Consider the following 19374-nt stretch of genomic DNA (forward strand, 5'->3'; position numbering starts at 1 on the left):
AGACCCCTGAGAGATGATCAGGTAGATAGGCTGGAAGTGGAAGAGCAGCGATGCTTGGAGCGGACCAGTACTAATCGGTCGAGGACTTAACCAAAAATCCTGTTGGTCGTAATTGCCAGCAGGTGGTAGCACAAATACGGTTTTAGGCAACTAAATACAATGATGTCCAGTTTTGAGGGTGCAAACCTTCTATAAATACAGTGTGGTGGCGATAGCGAGAAGGATACACCTGTTCCCATGCCGAACACAGAAGTTAAGCTTCTCTACGCCGAGAGTAGTTGGTGGGTGACTGCCTGCGAGGGTAGGAAGCCGCCACGCTGTTACATTATTCCGGATTAGCTCAGTGGTAGAGCACCTGACTGTTAATCAGGGTGTCGTCAGTTCGAGCCTGACATCCGGAGTTGCATGGAGAGTTGTCCGAGTGGCCGAAGGAGCATGGTTGGAAACCATGTATAGGGGCTTTACCTCTATCAAGGGTTCGAATCCCTTACTCTCCGTTTGTTGCAAATGGCCCGTTGGTCAAGTGGTTAAGACACCGCCCTTTCACGGCGGTAACATGGGTTCAAATCCCGTACGGGTCACTTATATATGGAGGATTAGCTCAGTTGGGAGAGCGTCTGCCTTACAAGCAGAGGGTCATAGGTTCGAGCCCTATATCCTCCATTTTTTTGTATTTCGGTTCCATGGTCTAGTTGGTTAGGACGCCTGCCTGTCACGCAGGAGATCACGAGTTCGAGTCTCGTTGGAACCGTATCAGATGCTCACCTGCGGGGGTGGGCTTTTTTAATACATTAAGGAGTTTGGGATGCAGAAGATCTTGCTTGGCGGCGTGTGTGCGCTTGAGATGATCACATTACCGCTGGTTTATCAAAGTGTGAATTGGAGTTGGCAATTAGCGTGTGCCGTAGCGATGGCGGTGTGTCTGGCTTGTGTGCGGATGCAGCTTAAGGCAAACTGGTGGCGGGCAGCAGCGCTGGTATTTGGCTGCTTGGCCAGTGTCGGCCATTGGCTGTGGGTACCGTTGATGCTGGCACAAGTGGGGTTGGCTTGGCTGGCTGAAACGCAAAATATGCCGGTCGTCTGGCGTGAAAGCTTATGGCTGGTGCAAGTGGCCTTCGTGCAAGCAGGCTTGTTTGATCTAGAGTTAAGCGGTTTGACTTGGCAGGTACTGGTGTTGATTGGCTTGTTATTAGTCCCAGTGGCTGCAGCATTGTGGGCCAGCCGTTTGCCGTTGTGGGTGAGTGGGTTGGTGTTGCTGTTTGATGCTGGCATTGGCCTTTTGAGCCAGCAGTATAGTCTTTTGGCTGCGGTGCTGCTGGTACTAGTGCCTGCTGCATTATCAACGCGCGTCTTGAAGTATAACGGCGTGATCATGGCGGCATTAGGCGTCTTGATCGCTATGATCGTGGGTGTGACACGGCTGCATGGTTGATTGGCAAAAGCGGGTTAAAAGTGTTATGCTAACAAAGTTGCAATACAATTCCCGATGGGGTCTGCCTTGCAGACATGCCTTGTAACCGATAATCATAAGGGGGAAACACAAATCATGCAAGAACGTCACTTATTCACGTCGGAGTCCGTATCAGAAGGTCATCCCGATAAGATCGCTGATCAAATCAGCGATGCGATCTTAGACGCCATTTTGGCGCAAGATCCACAGGCCCATGTGGCTTGTGAAACCACCGTTACCACTGGATTGGTGCTGGTTGTAGGCGAAATTTCGACCAGTGCTTATGTGGACATTCAACACATTGTCCGCGAAACGATCCGCGAAATCGGCTACACCAAAGAATCCGGCTTCGATCCTGATTCTGTGGGCGTACTCGTGGCTTTAGATGAACAATCACCAGATATCGCCATGGGTGTCGATGATTCCTATGAAGCCAAGGAAGGTAACAGCGATCCGTTAGACAAGATCGGTGCTGGCGACCAAGGGATGATGTTCGGCTATGCTATCAATGAAACCAAAGAATTGATGCCGCTGCCGATTTCATTGTCTCATCAACTCATGCAAAAAATCGCCCAACTGCGTAAGGCTGGCACGATTTCCTACCTGCGTCCAGATGCAAAAGCCCAAGTTACTGTTGAATATGACGATAACGAAAAGCCGGTACGCGTTGACACAGTGGTGGTTTCGACGCAGCATGATCCAGAAGCGACGTTAGCACAAATCAGAAAAGACGTTGAAGAACAAGTGATTCGTGCCGTAATTCCGGCAAACTTGCTTGATGATCAAACCAAGATCTACGTCAACCCAACTGGCCGTTTCGTGCTTGGTGGGCCTCAAGCTGATTCTGGTTTAACAGGACGTAAGATCATTGTGGATACTTATGGCGGCTTTGCGCGGCATGGCGGCGGTTGCTTCTCAGGTAAAGATGCGACCAAAGTGGACCGCTCTGCTTCTTATGCAGCCCGTTATATCGCCAAAAACGCTGTAGCGGCAGGTTTGGCAGATAAGTTGGAAGTGCAGTTAGCTTATGCCATTGGGGTTGCCCAGCCGGTATCGGTTTCTGTGAACTGCTTTGGTACCAACAAAATCGCTGAAGACAAGATCCAACAAGCGATTCGCGAGAACTTCGATTTACGGCCTGCTGGGATCATTAAGATGCTTAACTTGCGGCGGCCGATTTATAAACAGACTGCAGCATATGGTCATTTTGGACGTACAGATGTTGATCTTCCTTGGGAACACCTCGACAAAGTGTCGGCGTTGGCCAAGTACTTAGATTAAACGAGAAAAGAGGCGTTCATTACCTTTAGGGGTAGTGGACGTCTTTTTGTGTGAAGCGTTTGAGGCGCTTTTGTTAATTGTTGGTCATTCAACTTAGGGGGAATCATGCACAAAGCGAAAACTAATGTTGCCGCGGTTACCGTTGCCTTATTCGTTGCCACTTTCATGACGGCGGTGGAAGGCACCATTGTTGCCACTGCCTTGCCAACGATCGTCGGCGATTTGCACGGCGTGGCGATGATGAATTGGATCATTTCGATTTACTTATTGACCAATGCCATGGCCACGCCGATTTTCGGCAAGCTGGCTGATCGCATTGGCCGAAAACCCGTATTTGAAGCAGGCTTGGCGATTTTTGTGGTCGGCTCGTTGTTGTCTGGGTTGTCAGCCAGCATGCCGATGTTGATCGTGATGCGCGCGATTCAAGGCGTTGGCGCCGGGGCGATCATGCCAGTGACATTTACCATCATCGCTGATATTTATCCCTTTGAACAACGTGCCAAAGTCTTGGGTTTCAACGGCTCTGCTTGGGGGATCGCCGCATTGGTGGCGCCGCTGTTAGGCGGATTTATTGTTGAGCAGTTGTCTTGGCATTGGGTGTATTTTATCAATGTACCGATTGGCTTGCTCACAATGTTGCTGGTGGCGGCGTTCTTGCACGAGCCCAAACACCGTGCTGATGCGCCAATTGATTATTGGGGCACCTTATGGTTGGTGTTGAGTTTATTATTTCTGCTGTTGGGCTTTCAGGCGCTGGCGACCAGTCATGGGGTGTCCAAAATGATTGCCTTGCTGGCGGCGGCTGCACTTTGTTTCTGGTTATTCGTGCGTGCCGAAAAAACCGCCCGTGATCCAATCATTGACTTGGCATTATTTGCCAACCGAGCGTTTGTGATCACCAACTTGATTGCCGCTTTGATTTCCGGGTTTGTGATCGGCTATGAAACCTATATGCCCATGTGGGTCCAAGGGATCTTAGGATTAGGGGCCACCATGGGCGGCTTTGCCATTACCCCAAGTTCGCTGATGTGGATCGTTGGGTCATTTGTGGCCGGCCGGCTGTTGGTCAAAACCACGCCTAAGCGGATCACGGCGATGGCTTTAACGATCTTGTTGTTTGGCGGGGCAGCCTTAGCATTGGTTGGCGAAGCCACGCCGTATTGGACGTTGTTGGTGATCGCTTGCGGCTTAGGCTTTGGCTTTGGGACGATCATCAGCACCACAACGGTGCGGGCGCAAGCCGTTGTCCCCAAAAACATTGTCGGCGTTGCCACCAGCTTTAACACCTTGAGTCGGACTTTGGGGCAAACCTTGATGGTCTCGGTGTTTGGGGTGGTGTTGAACTTGCAATTAGCCAAAGGCGTGCAAGGCAATGCCCATTTGCATATGGACATGCTCAATTCATTGATCGATGCCAAGAAAGTTCACGAGCTTGATCCAGCGGTACTGCCGGCGCTGCGGCATATTCTATACACCGGGATCCATGGGATTTTCTGGTGCACCGTTGTGGTAGTCGGCTTGGCCTTGTTTGCCAATTGGTTTGACCATGCCGAAGTCTTAGCAGAAGCATGATCAACAACAGCCCATCTGCCTGAATTTTCATGGCAGATGGGCTGTTGTGGTATTTCAGTGCGGCAATGCGGTTTCCTCTTGTTTCAAGCTAGGCGCGATGAGCCACCAAAGCAGACACAAGCCGCATAATGCTGATAGAAAACCCGCTGCCACATCACTAGGGTAATGCACTTGCACGTATATACGCGAGTAGCCAATCGACGCGATCATGATGATGCAAAGTGTGCGCACCAGCGCCTTGGCGCGCGCTGGCCATGGCCACAACCCGCACAACAAGATGATGCTGCCATATAACAGCATGGCCCCAGAAGAGTGGCCAGAAGGGAACGAATAGCCTGCTGCATGCGTCAACGGCGTGATCGAGGGATCAGCAATGAATGGCCGCGGGCGGCGCAGCCAGTGTTTCAGCAAATTGTTGCACGCACTTAACCCAGCAATCGTATAGATGCAGTAAGCGGCTTGTCGATAACGGTGCGTCCAGCCAATGGCAAACGCCAGCGCCGCAGCCAGAAACACGACGCTAAGCGGATCGCCAAAGTTCGTCACGGTTAACATCACGGTGCTTAGCCAAGCCGGGCGCCAAGCAGTCACCACTTGAACGATCGCTTGATCAAATTGATGCACCCAACTGGCGTCTTCAGCGACGCCCCAAACAAAAGGCGCACAAGCTAAGCCGGCGATGATCGCGATAAATAAAGGCAAATTGCGACGAGACATGGTACACTCCTTTGCTTAGAAAAAAAACGGTTTGGCTTGATCAGATCCGATCAAGTGCTGACTCTATCCTAGCAGACTTGACTCACAGACACGAGTCATTCTGCGATTGGTCATATTGCTTGTGCTAAAAGGCTTGTACAGTGGGCGAGTTTTTGCTATTATTGACCCAATATCAAACGAACAAAGGACTAGTAATCCCACTGCGGGACAGCAGGGACCAGGCGGTCATTGTGAGCCTGGCAATGCAGTCGATGAACTCACCTTTGCGTTGTCGTCGTGAACAAGTAGCGGCGACCGGCAGCCCCGTTATCCAATTCAAGCGCTGCATTTGCAGAACTTAGGTGGTACCGCGGAATTTCCGTCCTAACTTTTTAGGGCGGTTTTTTGTTTATTTGACAATCATAGGAGGCTATATTGATGGCATACGATCATAAGGCGATCGAAAAGAAGTGGCAAAAGTATTGGGCAGAACACAACGAGTTCAATACCACAACGGACCCGAACAAGAAGAACTACTACGCGCTTGACATGTTTCCTTATCCGTCAGGCCAAGGCTTGCATGTGGGACATCCGGAAGGTTATACCGCAACGGATATCACGGCGCGCATGAAGCGCATGCAAGGCTATAACGTCTTGCATCCAATGGGCTGGGATGCGTTTGGGTTGCCGGCAGAACAATATGCCTTGAACACCGGCCACAACCCGCGTGAATTCACCAAGAAAAACATCGAAAACTTCAAGCGCCAGATCAACAGCTTGGGCTTCTCTTATGATTGGAATCGCGAATTGTCCACCACTGATCCTAACTACTACAAGTGGACGCAATGGATCTTCGAACAGCTGTACAAGCACGGTTTGGCTTATGAAGCTGAGATTCCAGTCAACTGGAGTCCAGATCTGGGAACTGTGGTGGCCAACGAAGAAGTCATCGATGGCAAAACTGAACGCGGCGGCTTCCCAGTGGTACGCAAGCCGATGCGCCAATGGATGCTGAAAATCACCGCTTATGCCGACAAGCTGTTGGCTGATTTAGATGATCTTGATTGGCCGGAAAACATCAAGCAGATGCAGCGCAATTGGATCGGCCGCTCAGTGGGGGCCCAAGTGACCTTCAAGATCGCCGGTTCTGATCAGTCTTTTGATGTGTTCACTACCCGCCCAGATACCTTGTTCGGCGCCACTTATACCGTCATGGCACCAGAACATGACTTGGTGGATACCATCACCACCCCTGAACAAAAAGCCGCGGTGGCAGCATATAAAGCCGCCATTGAACATAAGTCTGACTTGGAACGCACCGACTTGAACAAAGACAAGACCGGTGTGTGGACTGGCGCTTATGCCATCAACCCGATCAACGGCGAGCAGCTGCCGATTTGGATCTCTGATTACGTTTTGGCCAGCTATGGTACCGGGGCGATCATGGCCGTACCTGCTCATGATGACCGTGACTACGCTTTTGCCAAGAAGTTTGGTTTGAAGATCACCCCAGTCATTGAAGGCGGCAACGTTGATGAAGCGGCTTACACTGGCGACGGCGTGCACATCAACTCTGATTTCTTAGACGGCTTGAACAAAGCTGACGCCATCGATCGTGCCGTTGCCTGGTTAGAAGACCATCATGTTGGTGAAAAGCACGTTAACTACAAGCTGCGCGATTGGGTATTCTCACGGCAACGTTATTGGGGCGAACCGATTCCAGTCATTCACTGGGAAGATGGCGAAACGACACTGGTCCCAGAAGATGAATTGCCGTTGATGCTGCCTGAAGAAGCCGACATCAAGCCTTCTGGCACCGGTGAGTCCCCATTGGCCAACTTGGAAGATTGGGTCAATGTCGTTGATGAAAACGGCCGCAAAGGCAAGCGCGAAACCAATACCATGCCGCAATGGGCTGGGTCTTCTTGGTATTTCCTGCGCTTTGTTGATCCGCATAACAAAGAAGCCTTAGCCGATTATGACAAGCTTAAAGAATGGCTGCCAGTTGATTTGTACATTGGCGGGGCGGAACATGCGGTATTGCATTTGCTGTATGCGCGGTTTTGGAACCTGTTCTTGTATGACATCGGCGCCATTCCGAACAAGGAACCATTCCAGAAACTATACAACCAAGGCATGATCTTAGGCGACAACCACGAAAAGATGTCCAAGTCTAAAGGCAACGTGGTTAACCCTGATGATGTCGTTGAACAATACGGTGCCGATACCTTGCGCTTGTATGAAATGTTCATGGGACCTTTGGATGCTGGGATCGCATGGAGCACCACTGGTTTAGCCGGGGCCCGCAAGTTCTTGGACCGCTTCTATCGGACCTTCATCGATGACAATGGCAAGATGCGTGATCATATCACCACCTTCAATGATGGCAAGTTGGACAAAGTCTATAACGAAACCGTCAAGAAAGTTACCGAAGATTTCGAAGACTTGCATTTTAACACTGCGATTTCGCAGTTGATGGTCTTCATCAACGACGCGCAAAAAGCCGAGGTGCTGCCTTATGAGTACGTTGAAGGCGTCGTTAAGATGCTGGCGCCAATCGCACCGCACTTGATGGAAGAAATCTGGCAGAAGCTGGGTCATGATCATTCCTTGACTTATGCGGCTTGGCCAACTGTAGATGAATCCAAGCTGGTTGCTCAGACTTATGAACTGATGGTTCAAGTTAATGGTAAGCTGCGCGGTCACGTGACTGTCGCCATCGATGCTGATAACGATACGATCAAAGCGGCGGCTAAGGAAATCGATAACGTAAAGAAATTCATCGCTGGCAAGACGATCCTTAAAGAAATCGTCGTGCCAAAGAAGATCGTCAATATTGTCGTGAAATAAGGCTTATCACCGAGCAGCGCTTGGTGAATCCCGTAAATAGTGCCTATGTACCCAATTGCGGTACATAGGTGCTTTTTTTTGCTCCAAAGCGAAGCGGCGCAGCTAACCGTGCCTGCGTTGCGCGGGGAAACACATTGACGGATCACGTGACGATCCTGCGCTCGCCGTTGAAAGGCTGGCGGGTTTCCATTAGAATGATAAAGATAGTGCATTGATTGGAGCGCCGATATATGGATAAGAAGACACCGGCCCAGCGTCCACAGCGCTCGGCCAAAGAGCAGATGCTGCGTGGTTCGGCATGGATGACTGCCGGCAGCATTTTCTCGCGGATCCTAGGGGCGATTTATATCGTGCCTTGGCGCGTGTGGATGGGTGCGGCATTCTTGACGGCCAACGCCTTGTTCACCAAAGGATATCAGATCTACAGCGTATTTCTGATCATCGGTACCGCCGGGATCCCTAGTGCGATTTCAAAACAAGTTGCGCATTATAATGCGATGAATGAATATAAAACGGGGTTGCGCTTGTTTCGCAGCGGCGCTTTATTGATGGCGGCCATGGGCGTGGTGTCTTGTGCCGTCTTATGGCTGTTGGCGCCGATCTTAGCGGTGCACGATCCGGCGTTGACCCGAGTGTTTCGCTCGTTGGCGTGGCCTTTGCTGTTGATCCCGCTGTTGTCGATTTTGCGCGGGTTTTTCCAAGGGTATAACGAAATGGCGCCGAGTGCCATTAGTCAATTCATTGAGCAAGTGGCGCGGATCGTGTATATGTTGCTGATGACGTTTGCAATTATGCGCTTAGGGGATCATGACTATGTTTCAGCGGTGACCCAATCCACCTTTGCGGCGTTTGTCGGCGCAGCGTTTGGCTTGGGCTTGTTGGTGGTATATTTCTTTGGCCAGCGCAGCCGCTTTGCAGAACTGGCGGCGCAAAGTGTCGATGACATCCACATTTCAGTGACGCAGATCCTGATCGACATTTTCAAACAAGCAATTCCGTTTATTGTCTTGGACTCAACGATCAACTTGTATTACATTGTTGATCAATACACCTTCCAACCGTTGTTGCAAATGTGGTATCGGGTGTCTGACATGCGCAGCGATGAAATTTACGCCTTGTTTGCCGGTAATGCCAACAAGTTGATCATGATCGTGGTGTCTTTGGCGGTGGCCATGGCGGTAACGGCCCTGCCGCTGTTGGCAGCAGCCGCCACCCGCGGCGATCAGCGAGAAGTCGCTTCGCAAGTGACCAGTACCTTGCAGTTGTTTTATATCGTGATGATCCCGGCGGCTGTGGGGATGGCGGCCATTGCCACGCCGTTATATGTGTTGTTCTATGGTTATGATCAATTGGGTATCCATATGCTGGAGTTGTCTTCACTGTTGGCGATCTTGTTGGGATTATTCACGGTGTTGGCGACGCTTTTGCAAGGGCTGTTCCACAATAAGCTGGCGATCGTAGAAATGCTGGCAGGGTTTGCGGTGAAGTTCGCCTTGCAAGCACCTTTGATCTATTGGACAAACGTGTATGGCTCGACGTTGGCGTCTATGGCCGGCATGTTGGTGACTTGCGGCTTGATGCTTCACACTTTGCGCGTTGAGTATCACTATAAAGCACGCCAAACCATGCGCCGGCTGGCCGGAATCGTGGGTTTCTCGTTGGTGATGTTCCTGGCTGTGCGCGTGATCGTGACCAGCTTGAGCTTAGTGATCAATCCTGCCAGTGCCTTGGCGTCGATGGTGATGTTGGTGGTGGCGCTGGTGGTCGGCGTGGGGATTTATGCCTATGCGATCTTAAAAACGCGCTTGGCGGATTTGATCATTGGGACGCGCGTGGCTGGGTTGCGGCGGCGGTTACATATCAGGTGAAAATATGCGATTAGATAAATATTTGGCACATTTACAAGTTGGCAGCCGAGCGGCGGTCAAGCAGTTGATCCGCAACAAGCAAGTCACTGTCAATGCTGAAATCGTCCGAGATCCCAGCGCGGCAGTGACTGAAGCCGATGTTGTGGCAGTGGCTGGGCAAGTCGTTGCAGGTGTCCTTGAGGTGACCTATATCATGAATAAGCCTGCCGGTGTGATCACAGCGACGAAAGATGCCAATGCTCAAACGGTGTTGGATCTGATCGCCCAGACAGATCGGCGGCCTGGTTTGTATCCGGTAGGGCGCTTGGATAAGGACACAACTGGGTTGTTGCTGTTAACCACTGATGGTGCTTTGGGCCATGCGTTGTTGGCACCGAAACGGCACGTGCCCAAGCAATATGCAGTGACGCTGGATGCGCCTTTGACGGCAGACATGATCGCAGAATTAGAAGCTGGGATCGCTTTTGAAGATTTCACTTCGGCGCCGGCACAAGTGGTACAAACTGCACCGCTTGCGGCATTGATCACGATCCACGAAGGCAAGTTCCATCAAGTGAAGCGGATGTTTCACGCAGTAGGGTGTGAAGTGGTGACTTTAAAACGGGTGGCCATGGGTGCACTGACGCTGCCTAGCGACTTGGCGCCAGGTCAATACCGTAAATTGACCGCCGATGAGCGTGGGCTTTTGCCGTAAAACAAATAACGCCGCTTTGCGCAGTTGCGCGAAGCGGCGTTATTTAATGAACAAAAAAAGCCCGACTTCCTAAGAAGTTGGGCTCAGCTAGTGCCGCAAACAGGAGTCGAACCTGCACTTGGATAACCAAACAGCGACCTGAACACTGCGCGTCTGCCAATTCCGCCATTGCGGCAAAACGTTACGTTGCTAACTTAACAACGAAAACTAGTATATCAAGCTTTGCCAAGGCTGTCCAGCTTTTAATGAAAAAACTTGCCCCGTCGAATTTGGCCATGCGGTACAATAAAAACGGAGGTGAGACAATGCAGGCAATTGATGAAGCGTTGGTTCGACAGGTGATCAAAGTGCGCAATGTTGAGTCACACAAAGGCAATTATGGGCGGGTGTTGATCGTAGGCGGTAATCCGCAATACGGCGGCGCGGCAATTTTGTCAGCCAGTGCCGCGGTGTATGCCGGCGCTGGTTTGGTCAGTGTCGCCACTGCGGCAGTCAACCGCTCGGCGTTACATGCCCGCTTGCCGGAGGCGATGATCTTACCTTATGATGATCCAGGGTTTGCCGCGTTGGTGGCCAGCCAAGACGTGGTTGTTGTCGGACCAGGCCTCGGCGTTGATCAAACGGCGCAAGCGGTGTTAACGCAGACTTTTGCTGCGGTGTTGCCGACGCAAACGCTGGTGATCGATGGTTCAGCAATCACCTTGGTGGCCCAGTTGCATCCTGAGCTGCCCAAAGCCCACCTGATTTGGACCCCGCATCAAATGGAATGGCAGCGGCTAAGCGGCGTGGCCATTGCGCAACAAACCCCTGCTGCAAATCAAGCCGCGGCTGCAGCGCTTGCTGGTTGGGTGATCGTCAAGTCGCATCGCACTGAAGTATTTACCGACGCTGGGGCATTCGTTAATACAACTGGGAGTGCTGCAATGGCCACAGGCGGTTCCGGTGATACCTTGACTGGAATCTTAGCGGCATTTGTGGGGCAGTTTGGGCTGCGGCCGCAAACAGTGTGTGCGGCGGTGTATACGCATAGTGCGGTGGCTGACGAACTAGCTGCCAGTCAATATGTGGCCTTGCCAAGCCATGTGATCGCAGCCTTACCGAATTTCATGGCGCGCATGGCGCAGGCATGAAACCGCAGACAGTCATGCGGTGAAGACATCCAGAAAACGAGAAGATAGCTATCCACAAGATATTGTGGATATTTTTTTGAGATAAACTACAGATTGTGCTTGAACCTGAATGTCAGAAACGCGTATACTAGTTTCTGCAGTAATTTTTCATAAAAGGACGTGGCAAATTGAACTCATCTAAAGACAAAGCAATCACCAGTATCTTCGATCCGCGCTGGTATGTGGAACAAATGCGCGGCTGGACGTTTTCCAGCTATATGCTGCTGATGTTTGGCATCGGCGTGATTATCGGTACGACGATCGTTGGTCAATTGAACTTGTGGACTGTGTTGGCAATGGCTGCAGGGGTGTTAGGTTTCACTTGTACCATTTCGATCACCAATGTCCGGCCGTTAAATGGGGTTTTTGGACTGGTATCGGCAGTTATCTATATTATTGTTGCCGCCCGGGCCAAGAACTTCGCTGATGTGGTGTTGCAAGCCAGCTACATCGTATTGTTGGACATTCCGGTATTGATCATGCCTTCTTGGGCCAAGCATGTCGGCAAGCGGGTGCGCAAGTTAGGCGATGTTGGGGCCAAAGCTTATGTGGGTACTGCAGCCTTCTTCGTGATCGTCTTTGCCTTGTTGTATCTGATGGATACGAACTTATTCATTTCACCACGGCCAATCGTTGACGCTTTGGCAGGGACGATCGGGATCACCGGGAGTTTGTTGGCAACGTTGCGCTTTTCTGATCAGTATTATTTCTGGATCGTGCAAAGTGTGGTTTCCATCACGTTGTGGGGAATCACGGCTTTACAAGGCGATGCCAGCTTAACGCTGTTCTTCACTTACATGTTATATTTTGCCAACGATATGGTTTCCTTATTTGATAAAGGCGTCGTTTGGTTCCATAAGAAGAATTATTTGGCCCAACACGCCGAATAATCCAAGCGAAGCGGCCTGTATTTCAAGGCTGAGATAAGAGGATGACATTTGGGCGTATTTAGCCCAAGTGGCGTCATGACTTATCTCTGACCGCGATGCACCACGCCGCTCGACAAATCTCAAATGCCTGGTTCCCACGCTGCAATTTGCGTGGGAACCGGGCATTATTTGGCAGTGAAAGACAATTCGGTGCGGTAGAGATGAAAGCCGAACAATCTCAGATTAATGTGAGTAAACGATTAGGATTATGGTAGAATGGCTTTATCAATTATAAAGGTGGAATATAGGATGCAAGTAATCGTCACTGTCATCGGGACAGATAAAGTCGGGATCATCGCACAAGTCACCACGAAGCTTGCGGCACTTAACATCAACATCTTAGATGTCTCACAAACCATCATGCAAGGGGCCTTCACCATGATGCTGCTGGCCAAATTACCAGAAGATGCCGATTTCGCCACGGTCAAAGCTGACCTGACGACACTCGGCGATGGCATTGGCGTCGAAATCAAGATGGCGCGTCAAGAGATCTTCGACGCAATGCATAAGCTGTAAGAGGTGGCGTATGGAAACTAATCAAATCAAAGAAACAATCCAAATGATCGCCGAAGAGAACCTCGATATCCGCACCATCACCATGGGGATCTCGCTGTTAGACTGCATTACCGGGGATACCAAAACCACGGCCCAACATGTTTATGATAAGATCGTCACTAAAGCCAAAGACTTGGTGCCAGTGGCCAATGCGATTTCAAGTGAATTTGGGATTCCAATCGTCAATAAACGCATCAGTGTGACGCCGATCGCGATGCTGGCCGGGGCTGATCCGCATCCGGATTTTCTGCCATTGGCTAAGGCGATGGACGATGCAGCGAAAGCTGTTGATGTCGATTTGATCGGGGGTTTTTCAGCGACCGTCCAGAATGGCTGTACGCCAGCTGATTTGGCGTTAATGGACCAGATCCCAGCGGCTTTAGCGGCAACGGATCGCGTGTGTTCTTCGGTGAACATCGGCGCCAGCCGCTCGGGTTTGAACATGGACGCTGTTAAGATCATGGGCGAATGTGTCAAAAACATTGCTGCAATCGATCCCAAATTGGCCATGAAGTTAGTGGTGTTCTGCAACGCTGTGGAAGACAACCCATTCATGGCCGGCGCCTTTTGGGGTGTATCGGAAGGTGATGTCGCCATTAACACAGGGGTTTCCGGCCCTGGGGTGGTGCAGCGGGCCATTGCTGATCAGCCTGAAGCCAGTTTTGAAGTGATTTGCGAAACCATTAAGAAAACAGCTTTCAAAGTGTCGCGCATGGGTCAGTTTGTGGGTAAAGTTGCTGCTGAGCGCTTAGGTGTCCCTTTCAACATTGTGGACTTGTCTTTGGCGCCGACACCGGCGCAAGGCGATTCTGTCGCGGAGATCCTCGAAACCTTGGGCCTTAGCCATGTCGGGACGCCTGGCACCACTGCGGCATTAGCTTTATTGAACGATGCGGTGAAAAAAGGCGGCGTGATGGCTGCTGAGCGCGTTGGCGGATTATCCGGGGCGTTCATTCCTGTATCAGAAGATGCCAACATGATCAAAGCCGCCACAGCAGGCCACATTACCCTCGAGAAATTAGAAGCGATGACTGCTGTATGTTCAGTGGGCTTAGACATGATCGCGGTGCCTGGTGACACGCCAGCCACGACCATCAGCGGCATGATCGCTGATGAGGCTGCCATTGGCATGATCAATAACAAAACAACAGCGGTGCGCGTGATCCCAGTGCCTGGCAAAGGTGTTGGCGAGTCCATCGAATTTGGCGGCTTGTTTGGCAAAGCGCCAATCATGGCAGTGAACACCGGAGATGCGTCGGTGTTCGTCAACCGCGGTGGCCATATCCCAGCACCGATCCATAGTTTCAAGAACTGATCCATCAATGATTCGCCTCTTTTAAGCAGAGGCGAATTTTTTTGCCCTAATTAGCGCGTATATCAAGAAGAGGAGGTGAAGGGATGTTTGTTGCAATGGATAAACATCGGCAGCTCGTGACCTTAAGCAGTCACCAGCAAGCCGAAGGGCTGCGGCGCAAGGCATTCTTCTGCCCGGCTTGTGAAGCGCCGGTGCGGGTGCGCAACGGTGCGAAGGTACTGGCGCATTTTGCGCATGTGGGTCCGGCTTGTGAAGCCGCCAGCGAGAATGAAAGTGCGGTACATCTAGCCGGTAAGCGCTGGCTGCAAGCCTTGGGTGAGCGTTTAGGTTACAGCGTGGCGTTAGAAACGTATTACCCGGCGATTAAACAGCGCGCCGATGTGGTGTGGCAAAGCGGCAAGCGAACGATTGTGTTGGAGTTTCAATGCAGTCCGTTAAATGCTGAACGTTTATTGGTGCGTACTGCAGGCTATCACCGCTTAGGCTTGGATTGTATTTGGATCCTCGGGCCAAAGAAGCAAGTCAAGTCGTTGACGAATATGCGTGCTCAGGAACAATATTGGCAGGTCGGACATGATGGGCAATTACACCTGTGGTTTTGTGATGGTTATCGGCATTTGGAAGATTGGCAGTGGGCGCATGACCGCTATCACATCCACCGCTTTACAGTTCATGGTGATGCGTATCGTCAGCAACCCTTCTCATCATCGGATGCCGAATTTGCCAGACGGTTAGGCAATCAATTGCTGCATCGTGAAGGACGGGTGATGCGCTTGGCGCAAGCGGCATATCAAGCCCATCATGTGCTTGGCGGGGTGCCGTGGGTGGTGAGTCAAGAATTAACGCATTTGCCAGGACTTAAATTACCAGAATGGCAATTGCGCACATTGTGGCTGTTGCGCTTTGAAAGCCAGCCGCTGATCACCTGGGCAATGTCTGCACGCTTCTTTGCCGAGTACACAACGCCGCTGTTGACGCCGCTGGTGAATAATGCCAAATTATTGGCGCGAGTGGGACATGCTTGGGAAACGTTGCTGGAAACGCGCGGTTTCTTGGCGCGTACCGCGCAAGGCTGGCAATGGCAGCGTGAATTGCCATGGTATCAAGATCTCTCAGCCAAACTTGCTGCAATGGGAAACGGTCAATAGTTCTGGGCCACACAAATAAGCCGCCTACGAAAATAGGCGGCTTATTTGTGTGGCCTTGCTGCTAGAGAACGCGCAGCATCGGTGCGGCTTGTGGCGGATTGCGCGTGATACGATCGCATAACGCCCGCAAAGTTTCGTAATCGTCGAGGTTGGCCACAGCCACCCCAGGCAGATCAGGAATATTATGATTTAGGATCACGGTGCTTGGTGCCTGAGTGATGCCCATTTCCCGGGCAATATTCTGGTCGGTGGCAAAACAATTCAATACCGGTTGAGCGGCGCGGTCGCGCTGGAATCTTTCCCAGTTTAACCCATAGCCGCGCACACATGCTTGGGCAAAGGCGGCATCATAGCGCAGGATGCCATCGCTAAACATTTCTTGTTCGGCCATCAGCAAGGTGCGAGCCAATCGGTTGCCTTGCAACTGCGCGGCTTTATAATCTAAAGCAACTTGATGAGCGGTATCAAACAGGTGATTGCGTAAAGTTAAGTCCATGGGATCGAGGTGATGATGCTGCATAAACTGCGAGATCACTTCGAAATTTAACAACATGATGAAATGCAGGTCGACTCGGGTGTTACTCTCTTCTGAAAGACGAGTCACCGCGGCTTCAGCGTCGCGACAGCGCATCCCGATGGGGTTGACGAAAAGAAAGACTTCTAACACGTTGTGCCTCCATGTGGTTATGATATCTTTACTTTACCAGATTATCCGCCAAACTCAATCGTTAGCTTTGTGACCTTTTCACATTGCTCGCAGCCCGGGCGACTTTGTTGCGCACCGGACTGGCAATGATCGCATAGCCAGCAAGCAATTGCTGCCACAACGCCGCTGCTTGCACTGAGTCATGGTATTCAAGCTCCAGCTCCCAATCGCTGCAGCCGTTGGGATAGGTGGTGTGATCTAGGGTCAGCAAACCTGCCGCCAGCTGGCAGACCCGGCGCTTAGTCGTGGCTTGGGCAAATTCGCGCAGCTGCGGCCAGGCGATCCCAGCATCAGCCAACTTGGCTTGCACCACGCCTGCGCCTTGCAAGTGATTGTCAAATACCGGCTCGGTGTATTCTGTCAGCAGGCGCTTGGGACCTGTGGGCACTTTCAAGGTTTGCTCGCCGTGATCAGCCAGCAAGCGGATGCGCAGCCCCATGTGCAAGGCGCGCAAGGCGCCTTGCGCGGTGTCATAATAATGGTTGGTTTGCCAAAAGGCCGCGGCAAAAGGATAGGCGGCTTGAATGGCTAAAGCCTGCTTGGCAGTCAGCATGGTTTTGAATTCTTGTTCAGTTTGGATCGACATAGCCGGCCTTTCTTACTCGAGATGCGTTCATTATACGACGCCGCGCAAAAGCCGACAACGCGATTAGTTGATACGGCATTGCGTCACATATGTTAAACTAATGAGAGATTAAAGTTAACGGAGGCGCAGCCATGCAGCGAGACTGGGATAGCTTTTTGATGCCGTATCAACAAGCGGTGAGTGAATTGAAGATCAAGTTTCGAGGGATGCGCAAGCAGTTCCAACAAGCCAATGAACATACGCCAATCGAATTTGTGACCGGCCGGGTCAAGCCAGTCGATTCGATCATTGAAAAACAAGCGCGCCGCTACATTTCTGATGACTTGCTGGAACAAGACATGCAGGATATCGCCGGGTTGCGAATCATGTGCCAATTTGTAGAAGATATCTATCAAGTGGTGGACTTGTTACATAAGCGTACCGATATGAAAATCGTTGAAGAACGCGATTATGTGACGAACGTCAAGCCATCAGGGTACCGGTCTTATCATGTGGTGATCGAATATCCGGTGCAGTTGGTACATGGGGAAAAGAAATTGTTGGCAGAAGTGCAGATCCGCACCATGTCGATGAATTTCTGGGCCACCATCGAACACTCGCTGAATTATAAGTATCAAGGCGAGTTTCCCGAAGAACTTAAGGCGCGCTTGAAACGGGCGGCAGAAGCCAGTTTCATGCTCGACGAGGAAATGTCGGAGATCAGAGAAGAAATTCAAGAAGCCCAGCAGCTGTTCTCATATGGCAAAGGGCAGAATGTCCCAATGGCTAAATCTCCCGACCCAAAGGATGACTAGTATGCGCATCTCCATCATCAATAATTCAAATAGTAAATCCAAACAAGCAGCTGGTGAGTTGAAAGCAAAACTCACGGCGGCTGGTTTTGCGTTAGACGGTGAGCACCCTGATGTGGTGATCACGGTAGGCGGTGACGGTACTTTGTTAGGTGCGTTTCACCGTTATGCCGAGCAATTAGATCATGTCCGCTTCATCGGGGTGCACACCGGGCACTTGGGTTTTTATACCGATTGGCGCGATTATGAAATCGACGAGTTGGTCCAGGCACTGCTTAATGACTCTGGGCAAAGTGTGAGCTATCCGCTGCTGGATGTGTTAGCTGATTATGAAGACGGCACCACGTCGCATTATTTGGCGTTAAACGAAGCCACCTTGAAGCGCCTGTCTGGTACGATGCGCTGCGATGTTTATATCAAAGAGAATTTCTTTGAAAGTTTTCGCGGCGATGGGTTGTGTGTCGCCACGCCGACTGGGTCCACTGGTTATTCAAAGTCTAATGGTGGCGCAGTGATCCATCCGCGCCTAGACGCCATGCAAGTTACCGAAATCGCGTCGATCAATAACCGCGTGTTTCGAACTTTGGCGGCGCCATTGATCTTAGCGCCTGATGAATGGGTGATCTTGCGGCCGGAGCCTTTCCAAGATTATCTGATGAGTATCGATCAATTCTCGATCACGCCGCAATTGGTGACGGCCATTCGCTTTAAGATCGCCGATGAGCGCATCCACTTTGCCCGTTATCGCCACATGCACTTCTGGGATCGGGTTGAAGATGCCTTCATCGGGGCCAAGCAATGAAGCTGAACTGGACTTATCAAGCCGCAGCCGGGGTGAAGCTGTATACCTTCTTGCGGCAGGTGGGCTTGAGCCGCGCACAAATCAAGCGGGTGAAATTTCATGGTGGCGAGTTGTTTGTCAATCAAGCGCCGGTGCACACCAATTATGTATTGGCGCCAGGCGATGTTGTGGCAGTGACCTTAGCACCAGATGCGGTGTCTGATAATGTGATCCCGTATACGGCGCCGCTGGAGATCATTTATGAAGATCCATATTTTCTGGTGGTGAACAAACCAGCCGGCAGCGCCTCGATCCCAGATGTGGCCAAAAGCCCGGACACCATGGCCAATCGCGTCAAGGCGTATCTGATCGCAACACATGCTGAAAGCACGGCCATTCATGTGGTAACGCGCTTAGATCGCGATACTAGCGGCTTGATCTTGTTTGCCAAGCACTCATTAGCGCACAGTTTGATCGATGCACAGCTGCACACCCCGCAAATGCAGAAGCGTTACGTCGCCATTGTCAGCGGTCAAGCCGCATTGCCGCCGCATGGTTGGATCGTGTTGCGGCTGGGGCGCACCACCGAATTCTATATGCAGCGCGGTGTGACACCTGAGGGGAAGCTTTCGGTTAGCGAATATTGGGTGCAGGCCCATCATGCGGCAGCTTGGCAAGTCCAGGTGTTGCTGCATACCGGGCGGACGCATCAGATCCGGGCGCATTTTCAAGCGCTGGGTCATCCGCTGTATGGCGACGACTTGTATGGCGGACCAATGCAAGGGATCACGCGTCAAGCACTGCATTGTGCTGAGTTGAGTTTCTGGCATCCATTCTTGCAAAAACAGATCAGCTTGACGGCACCGCTGCCGCAAGACATGGTGGCGCTGCAACAAACGTTAGGCCTCAGTGCAAATGCCATTGGCAAGCCGTTGTGACGCAGGACTATCAAGCGGGCTTAGCCAGATCCACCAGCGCCCAGC

17 protein-coding genes, 6 tRNA genes, 2 rRNA genes, 1 riboswitch and 1 other annotated feature are annotated in these 19374 nt (G+C 51.4%); of the genes, 21 read left to right on the top strand and 4 right to left on the bottom strand.

The annotated features are described in order from the left end of the window. The 10 genes from ACGG90_RS03335 to ACGG90_RS03380 all read left to right on the top strand — a co-directional run. Positions 1 to 94: ribosomal RNA gene (locus ACGG90_RS03335) — 23S ribosomal RNA — on the top strand; the annotation flags it as partial. A 107-nt stretch (positions 95 to 201) separates the two neighbouring features. Beyond that, positions 202 to 318: ribosomal RNA gene (gene rrf / locus ACGG90_RS03340) — 5S ribosomal RNA — on the top strand. A gap of 11 nt (positions 319 to 329) precedes the next feature. Continuing rightward, positions 330 to 401: transfer RNA gene (locus ACGG90_RS03345), tRNA-Asn, on the top strand. Between the two features lie 6 nt (positions 402 to 407). After that, positions 408 to 497 (top strand) — tRNA-Ser (locus ACGG90_RS03350). 12 nt (positions 498 to 509) lie between these two features. After that, a tRNA-Glu gene (locus ACGG90_RS03355) sits at positions 510 to 581 on the top strand. 9 nt (positions 582 to 590) lie between these two features. After that, positions 591 to 663: transfer RNA gene (locus tag ACGG90_RS03360), tRNA-Val, on the top strand. Positions 664 to 677: 14 nt separating this feature from the next. Next, positions 678 to 751: transfer RNA gene (locus ACGG90_RS03365), tRNA-Asp, on the top strand. Between the two features lie 54 nt (positions 752 to 805). After that, entirely contained in the window at positions 806 to 1432 is a 627-nt protein-coding gene (locus tag ACGG90_RS03370) for a hypothetical protein (protein WP_390405855.1), read from the top strand. 32 nt (positions 1433 to 1464) lie between these two features. Beyond that, positions 1465 to 1546, top strand: a riboswitch (SMK box riboswitch). Beyond that, the gene (gene metK, locus ACGG90_RS03375) at positions 1547 to 2731 is read left to right on the top strand and encodes a methionine adenosyltransferase (protein WP_390405857.1); all 1185 of its coding nucleotides are present in this window, start codon (positions 1547 to 1549) and stop codon (positions 2729 to 2731) included. It begins immediately after the preceding riboswitch. A 105-nt stretch (positions 2732 to 2836) separates the two neighbouring features. After that, positions 2837 to 4303 (top strand): MDR family MFS transporter, encoded by a 1467-nt coding sequence (locus ACGG90_RS03380; RefSeq protein WP_390405860.1) that lies wholly within the window; start codon positions 2837 to 2839, stop codon positions 4301 to 4303. Between the two features lie 54 nt (positions 4304 to 4357). On the opposite strand, the gene ACGG90_RS03385 is transcribed toward ACGG90_RS03380, so the two are convergent. After that, positions 4358 to 5020: a phosphatase PAP2 family protein gene (locus ACGG90_RS03385; protein ID WP_390405862.1), complete on the bottom strand. Its 663-nt coding sequence runs from the start codon at positions 5018 to 5020 to the stop codon at positions 4358 to 4360. 174 nt (positions 5021 to 5194) lie between these two features. Next, positions 5195 to 5389 (top strand) — a binding site (T-box leader). 48 nt (positions 5390 to 5437) lie between these two features. On the opposite strand from ACGG90_RS03385, the gene leuS reads away from it, so the two are divergent. The 3 genes from leuS (at position 5438) to ACGG90_RS03400 (ending at position 10411) form a co-directional block, all read left to right on the top strand. Next, positions 5438 to 7849: a leucine--tRNA ligase gene (gene leuS / locus ACGG90_RS03390; protein WP_390405864.1), complete on the top strand. Its 2412-nt coding sequence runs from the start codon at positions 5438 to 5440 to the stop codon at positions 7847 to 7849. Between the two features lie 230 nt (positions 7850 to 8079). After that, positions 8080 to 9717, top strand: coding sequence for a putative polysaccharide biosynthesis protein (locus tag ACGG90_RS03395; protein WP_390405865.1), 1638 nt, complete (start codon positions 8080 to 8082; stop codon positions 9715 to 9717). A gap of 4 nt (positions 9718 to 9721) precedes the next feature. Further along, complete coding sequence (locus ACGG90_RS03400) at positions 9722 to 10411, top strand: RNA pseudouridine synthase (protein WP_390405867.1); 690 nt, start codon at positions 9722 to 9724, stop codon at positions 10409 to 10411. 91 nt (positions 10412 to 10502) lie between these two features. Here ACGG90_RS03400 and ACGG90_RS03405 read toward each other — a convergent pair. Continuing rightward, positions 10503 to 10586, bottom strand: a tRNA-Leu gene (locus tag ACGG90_RS03405). Between the two features lie 130 nt (positions 10587 to 10716). On the opposite strand from ACGG90_RS03405, the gene ACGG90_RS03410 reads away from it, so the two are divergent. From ACGG90_RS03410 to ACGG90_RS03430, 5 genes are all read left to right on the top strand, one after another. Continuing rightward, positions 10717 to 11541, top strand: coding sequence for an NAD(P)H-hydrate dehydratase (locus tag ACGG90_RS03410; protein ID WP_390405870.1), 825 nt, complete (start codon positions 10717 to 10719; stop codon positions 11539 to 11541). Positions 11542 to 11771: 230 nt separating this feature from the next. Then, positions 11772 to 12470: a nicotinamide riboside transporter PnuC gene (pnuC, locus tag ACGG90_RS03415; protein ID WP_390406245.1), complete on the top strand. Its 699-nt coding sequence runs from the start codon at positions 11772 to 11774 to the stop codon at positions 12468 to 12470. 288 nt (positions 12471 to 12758) lie between these two features. Then, positions 12759 to 13025: an ACT domain-containing protein gene (locus ACGG90_RS03420; protein WP_390405873.1), complete on the top strand. Its 267-nt coding sequence runs from the start codon at positions 12759 to 12761 to the stop codon at positions 13023 to 13025. Between the two features lie 10 nt (positions 13026 to 13035). Continuing rightward, a complete protein-coding gene (locus tag ACGG90_RS03425; protein WP_390405876.1) occupies positions 13036 to 14379 on the top strand; it encodes a PFL family protein in 1344 nt (447 codons plus the stop codon). 83 nt (positions 14380 to 14462) lie between these two features. Then, complete coding sequence (locus ACGG90_RS03430; RefSeq protein ID WP_390405878.1) at positions 14463 to 15527, top strand: competence protein CoiA; 1065 nt, start codon at positions 14463 to 14465, stop codon at positions 15525 to 15527. Between the two features lie 61 nt (positions 15528 to 15588). On the opposite strand, the gene ACGG90_RS03435 is transcribed toward ACGG90_RS03430, so the two are convergent. Both ACGG90_RS03435 and ACGG90_RS03440 read right to left on the bottom strand, forming a co-directional pair. Then, a complete protein-coding gene (locus tag ACGG90_RS03435) occupies positions 15589 to 16194 on the bottom strand; it encodes a DsbA family protein (protein ID WP_390405879.1) in 606 nt (201 codons plus the stop codon). Positions 16195 to 16255: 61 nt separating this feature from the next. Beyond that, complete coding sequence (locus ACGG90_RS03440) at positions 16256 to 16819, bottom strand: CYTH domain-containing protein (RefSeq protein WP_390405882.1); 564 nt, start codon at positions 16817 to 16819, stop codon at positions 16256 to 16258. 131 nt (positions 16820 to 16950) lie between these two features. Here ACGG90_RS03440 and ACGG90_RS03445 point away from each other — a divergent pair, with 131 nt between their 5' ends. The 3 genes from ACGG90_RS03445 to ACGG90_RS03455 are packed head-to-tail and all read left to right on the top strand — an operon-like array spanning position 16951 to position 19329. Further along, the gene (locus tag ACGG90_RS03445) at positions 16951 to 17613 is read left to right on the top strand and encodes a GTP pyrophosphokinase (RefSeq protein WP_390405885.1); all 663 of its coding nucleotides are present in this window, start codon (positions 16951 to 16953) and stop codon (positions 17611 to 17613) included. A gap of 1 nt (position 17614) precedes the next feature. Then, positions 17615 to 18412: an NAD kinase gene (locus ACGG90_RS03450; protein WP_390405888.1), complete on the top strand. Its 798-nt coding sequence runs from the start codon at positions 17615 to 17617 to the stop codon at positions 18410 to 18412. After that, a complete protein-coding gene (locus ACGG90_RS03455; protein WP_390405891.1) occupies positions 18409 to 19329 on the top strand; it encodes an RluA family pseudouridine synthase in 921 nt (306 codons plus the stop codon). Before ACGG90_RS03450 ends, ACGG90_RS03455 begins: the two co-directional genes overlap by 4 nt. Positions 19330 to 19374: the final 45 nt, after the last annotated feature.

The sequence above is a fragment of the Lacticaseibacillus jixiensis genome (assembly GCF_042847315.1).
GTDB lineage: Bacteria > Bacillota > Bacilli > Lactobacillales > Lactobacillaceae > Lacticaseibacillus > Lacticaseibacillus jixiensis.

What these genes read in the sequence shown, in the direction of transcription:
- leuS (WP_390405864.1), top strand. Translation starts at nt 5,438, where the DNA reads ATGGCATACGATCATAAGGCGATCGAAAAGAAGTGGCAAAAGTATTGG.
- ACGG90_RS03430 (WP_390405878.1), top strand. Translation starts at nt 14,463, where the DNA reads ATGTTTGTTGCAATGGATAAACATCGGCAGCTCGTGACCTTAAGCAGT.
- ACGG90_RS03380 (WP_390405860.1), top strand. Translation starts at nt 2,837, where the DNA reads ATGCACAAAGCGAAAACTAATGTTGCCGCGGTTACCGTTGCCTTATTC.
- ACGG90_RS03455 (WP_390405891.1), top strand. Translation starts at nt 18,409, where the DNA reads ATGAAGCTGAACTGGACTTATCAAGCCGCAGCCGGGGTGAAGCTGTAT.
- ACGG90_RS03445 (WP_390405885.1), top strand. Translation starts at nt 16,951, where the DNA reads ATGCAGCGAGACTGGGATAGCTTTTTGATGCCGTATCAACAAGCGGTG.
- pnuC (WP_390406245.1), top strand. Translation starts at nt 11,772, where the DNA reads ATGCGCGGCTGGACGTTTTCCAGCTATATGCTGCTGATGTTTGGCATC.
- metK (WP_390405857.1), top strand. Translation starts at nt 1,547, where the DNA reads ATGCAAGAACGTCACTTATTCACGTCGGAGTCCGTATCAGAAGGTCAT.
- ACGG90_RS03385 (WP_390405862.1), bottom strand. Translation starts at nt 5,020, where the DNA reads ATGTCTCGTCGCAATTTGCCTTTATTTATCGCGATCATCGCCGGCTTA.
- ACGG90_RS03440 (WP_390405882.1), bottom strand. Translation starts at nt 16,819, where the DNA reads ATGTCGATCCAAACTGAACAAGAATTCAAAACCATGCTGACTGCCAAG.
- ACGG90_RS03400 (WP_390405867.1), top strand. Translation starts at nt 9,722, where the DNA reads ATGCGATTAGATAAATATTTGGCACATTTACAAGTTGGCAGCCGAGCG.
- ACGG90_RS03410 (WP_390405870.1), top strand. Translation starts at nt 10,717, where the DNA reads ATGCAGGCAATTGATGAAGCGTTGGTTCGACAGGTGATCAAAGTGCGC.
- ACGG90_RS03450 (WP_390405888.1), top strand. Translation starts at nt 17,615, where the DNA reads ATGCGCATCTCCATCATCAATAATTCAAATAGTAAATCCAAACAAGCA.
- ACGG90_RS03370 (WP_390405855.1), top strand. Translation starts at nt 806, where the DNA reads ATGCAGAAGATCTTGCTTGGCGGCGTGTGTGCGCTTGAGATGATCACA.
- ACGG90_RS03395 (WP_390405865.1), top strand. Translation starts at nt 8,080, where the DNA reads ATGGATAAGAAGACACCGGCCCAGCGTCCACAGCGCTCGGCCAAAGAG.
- ACGG90_RS03420 (WP_390405873.1), top strand. Translation starts at nt 12,759, where the DNA reads ATGCAAGTAATCGTCACTGTCATCGGGACAGATAAAGTCGGGATCATC.
- ACGG90_RS03425 (WP_390405876.1), top strand. Translation starts at nt 13,036, where the DNA reads ATGGAAACTAATCAAATCAAAGAAACAATCCAAATGATCGCCGAAGAG.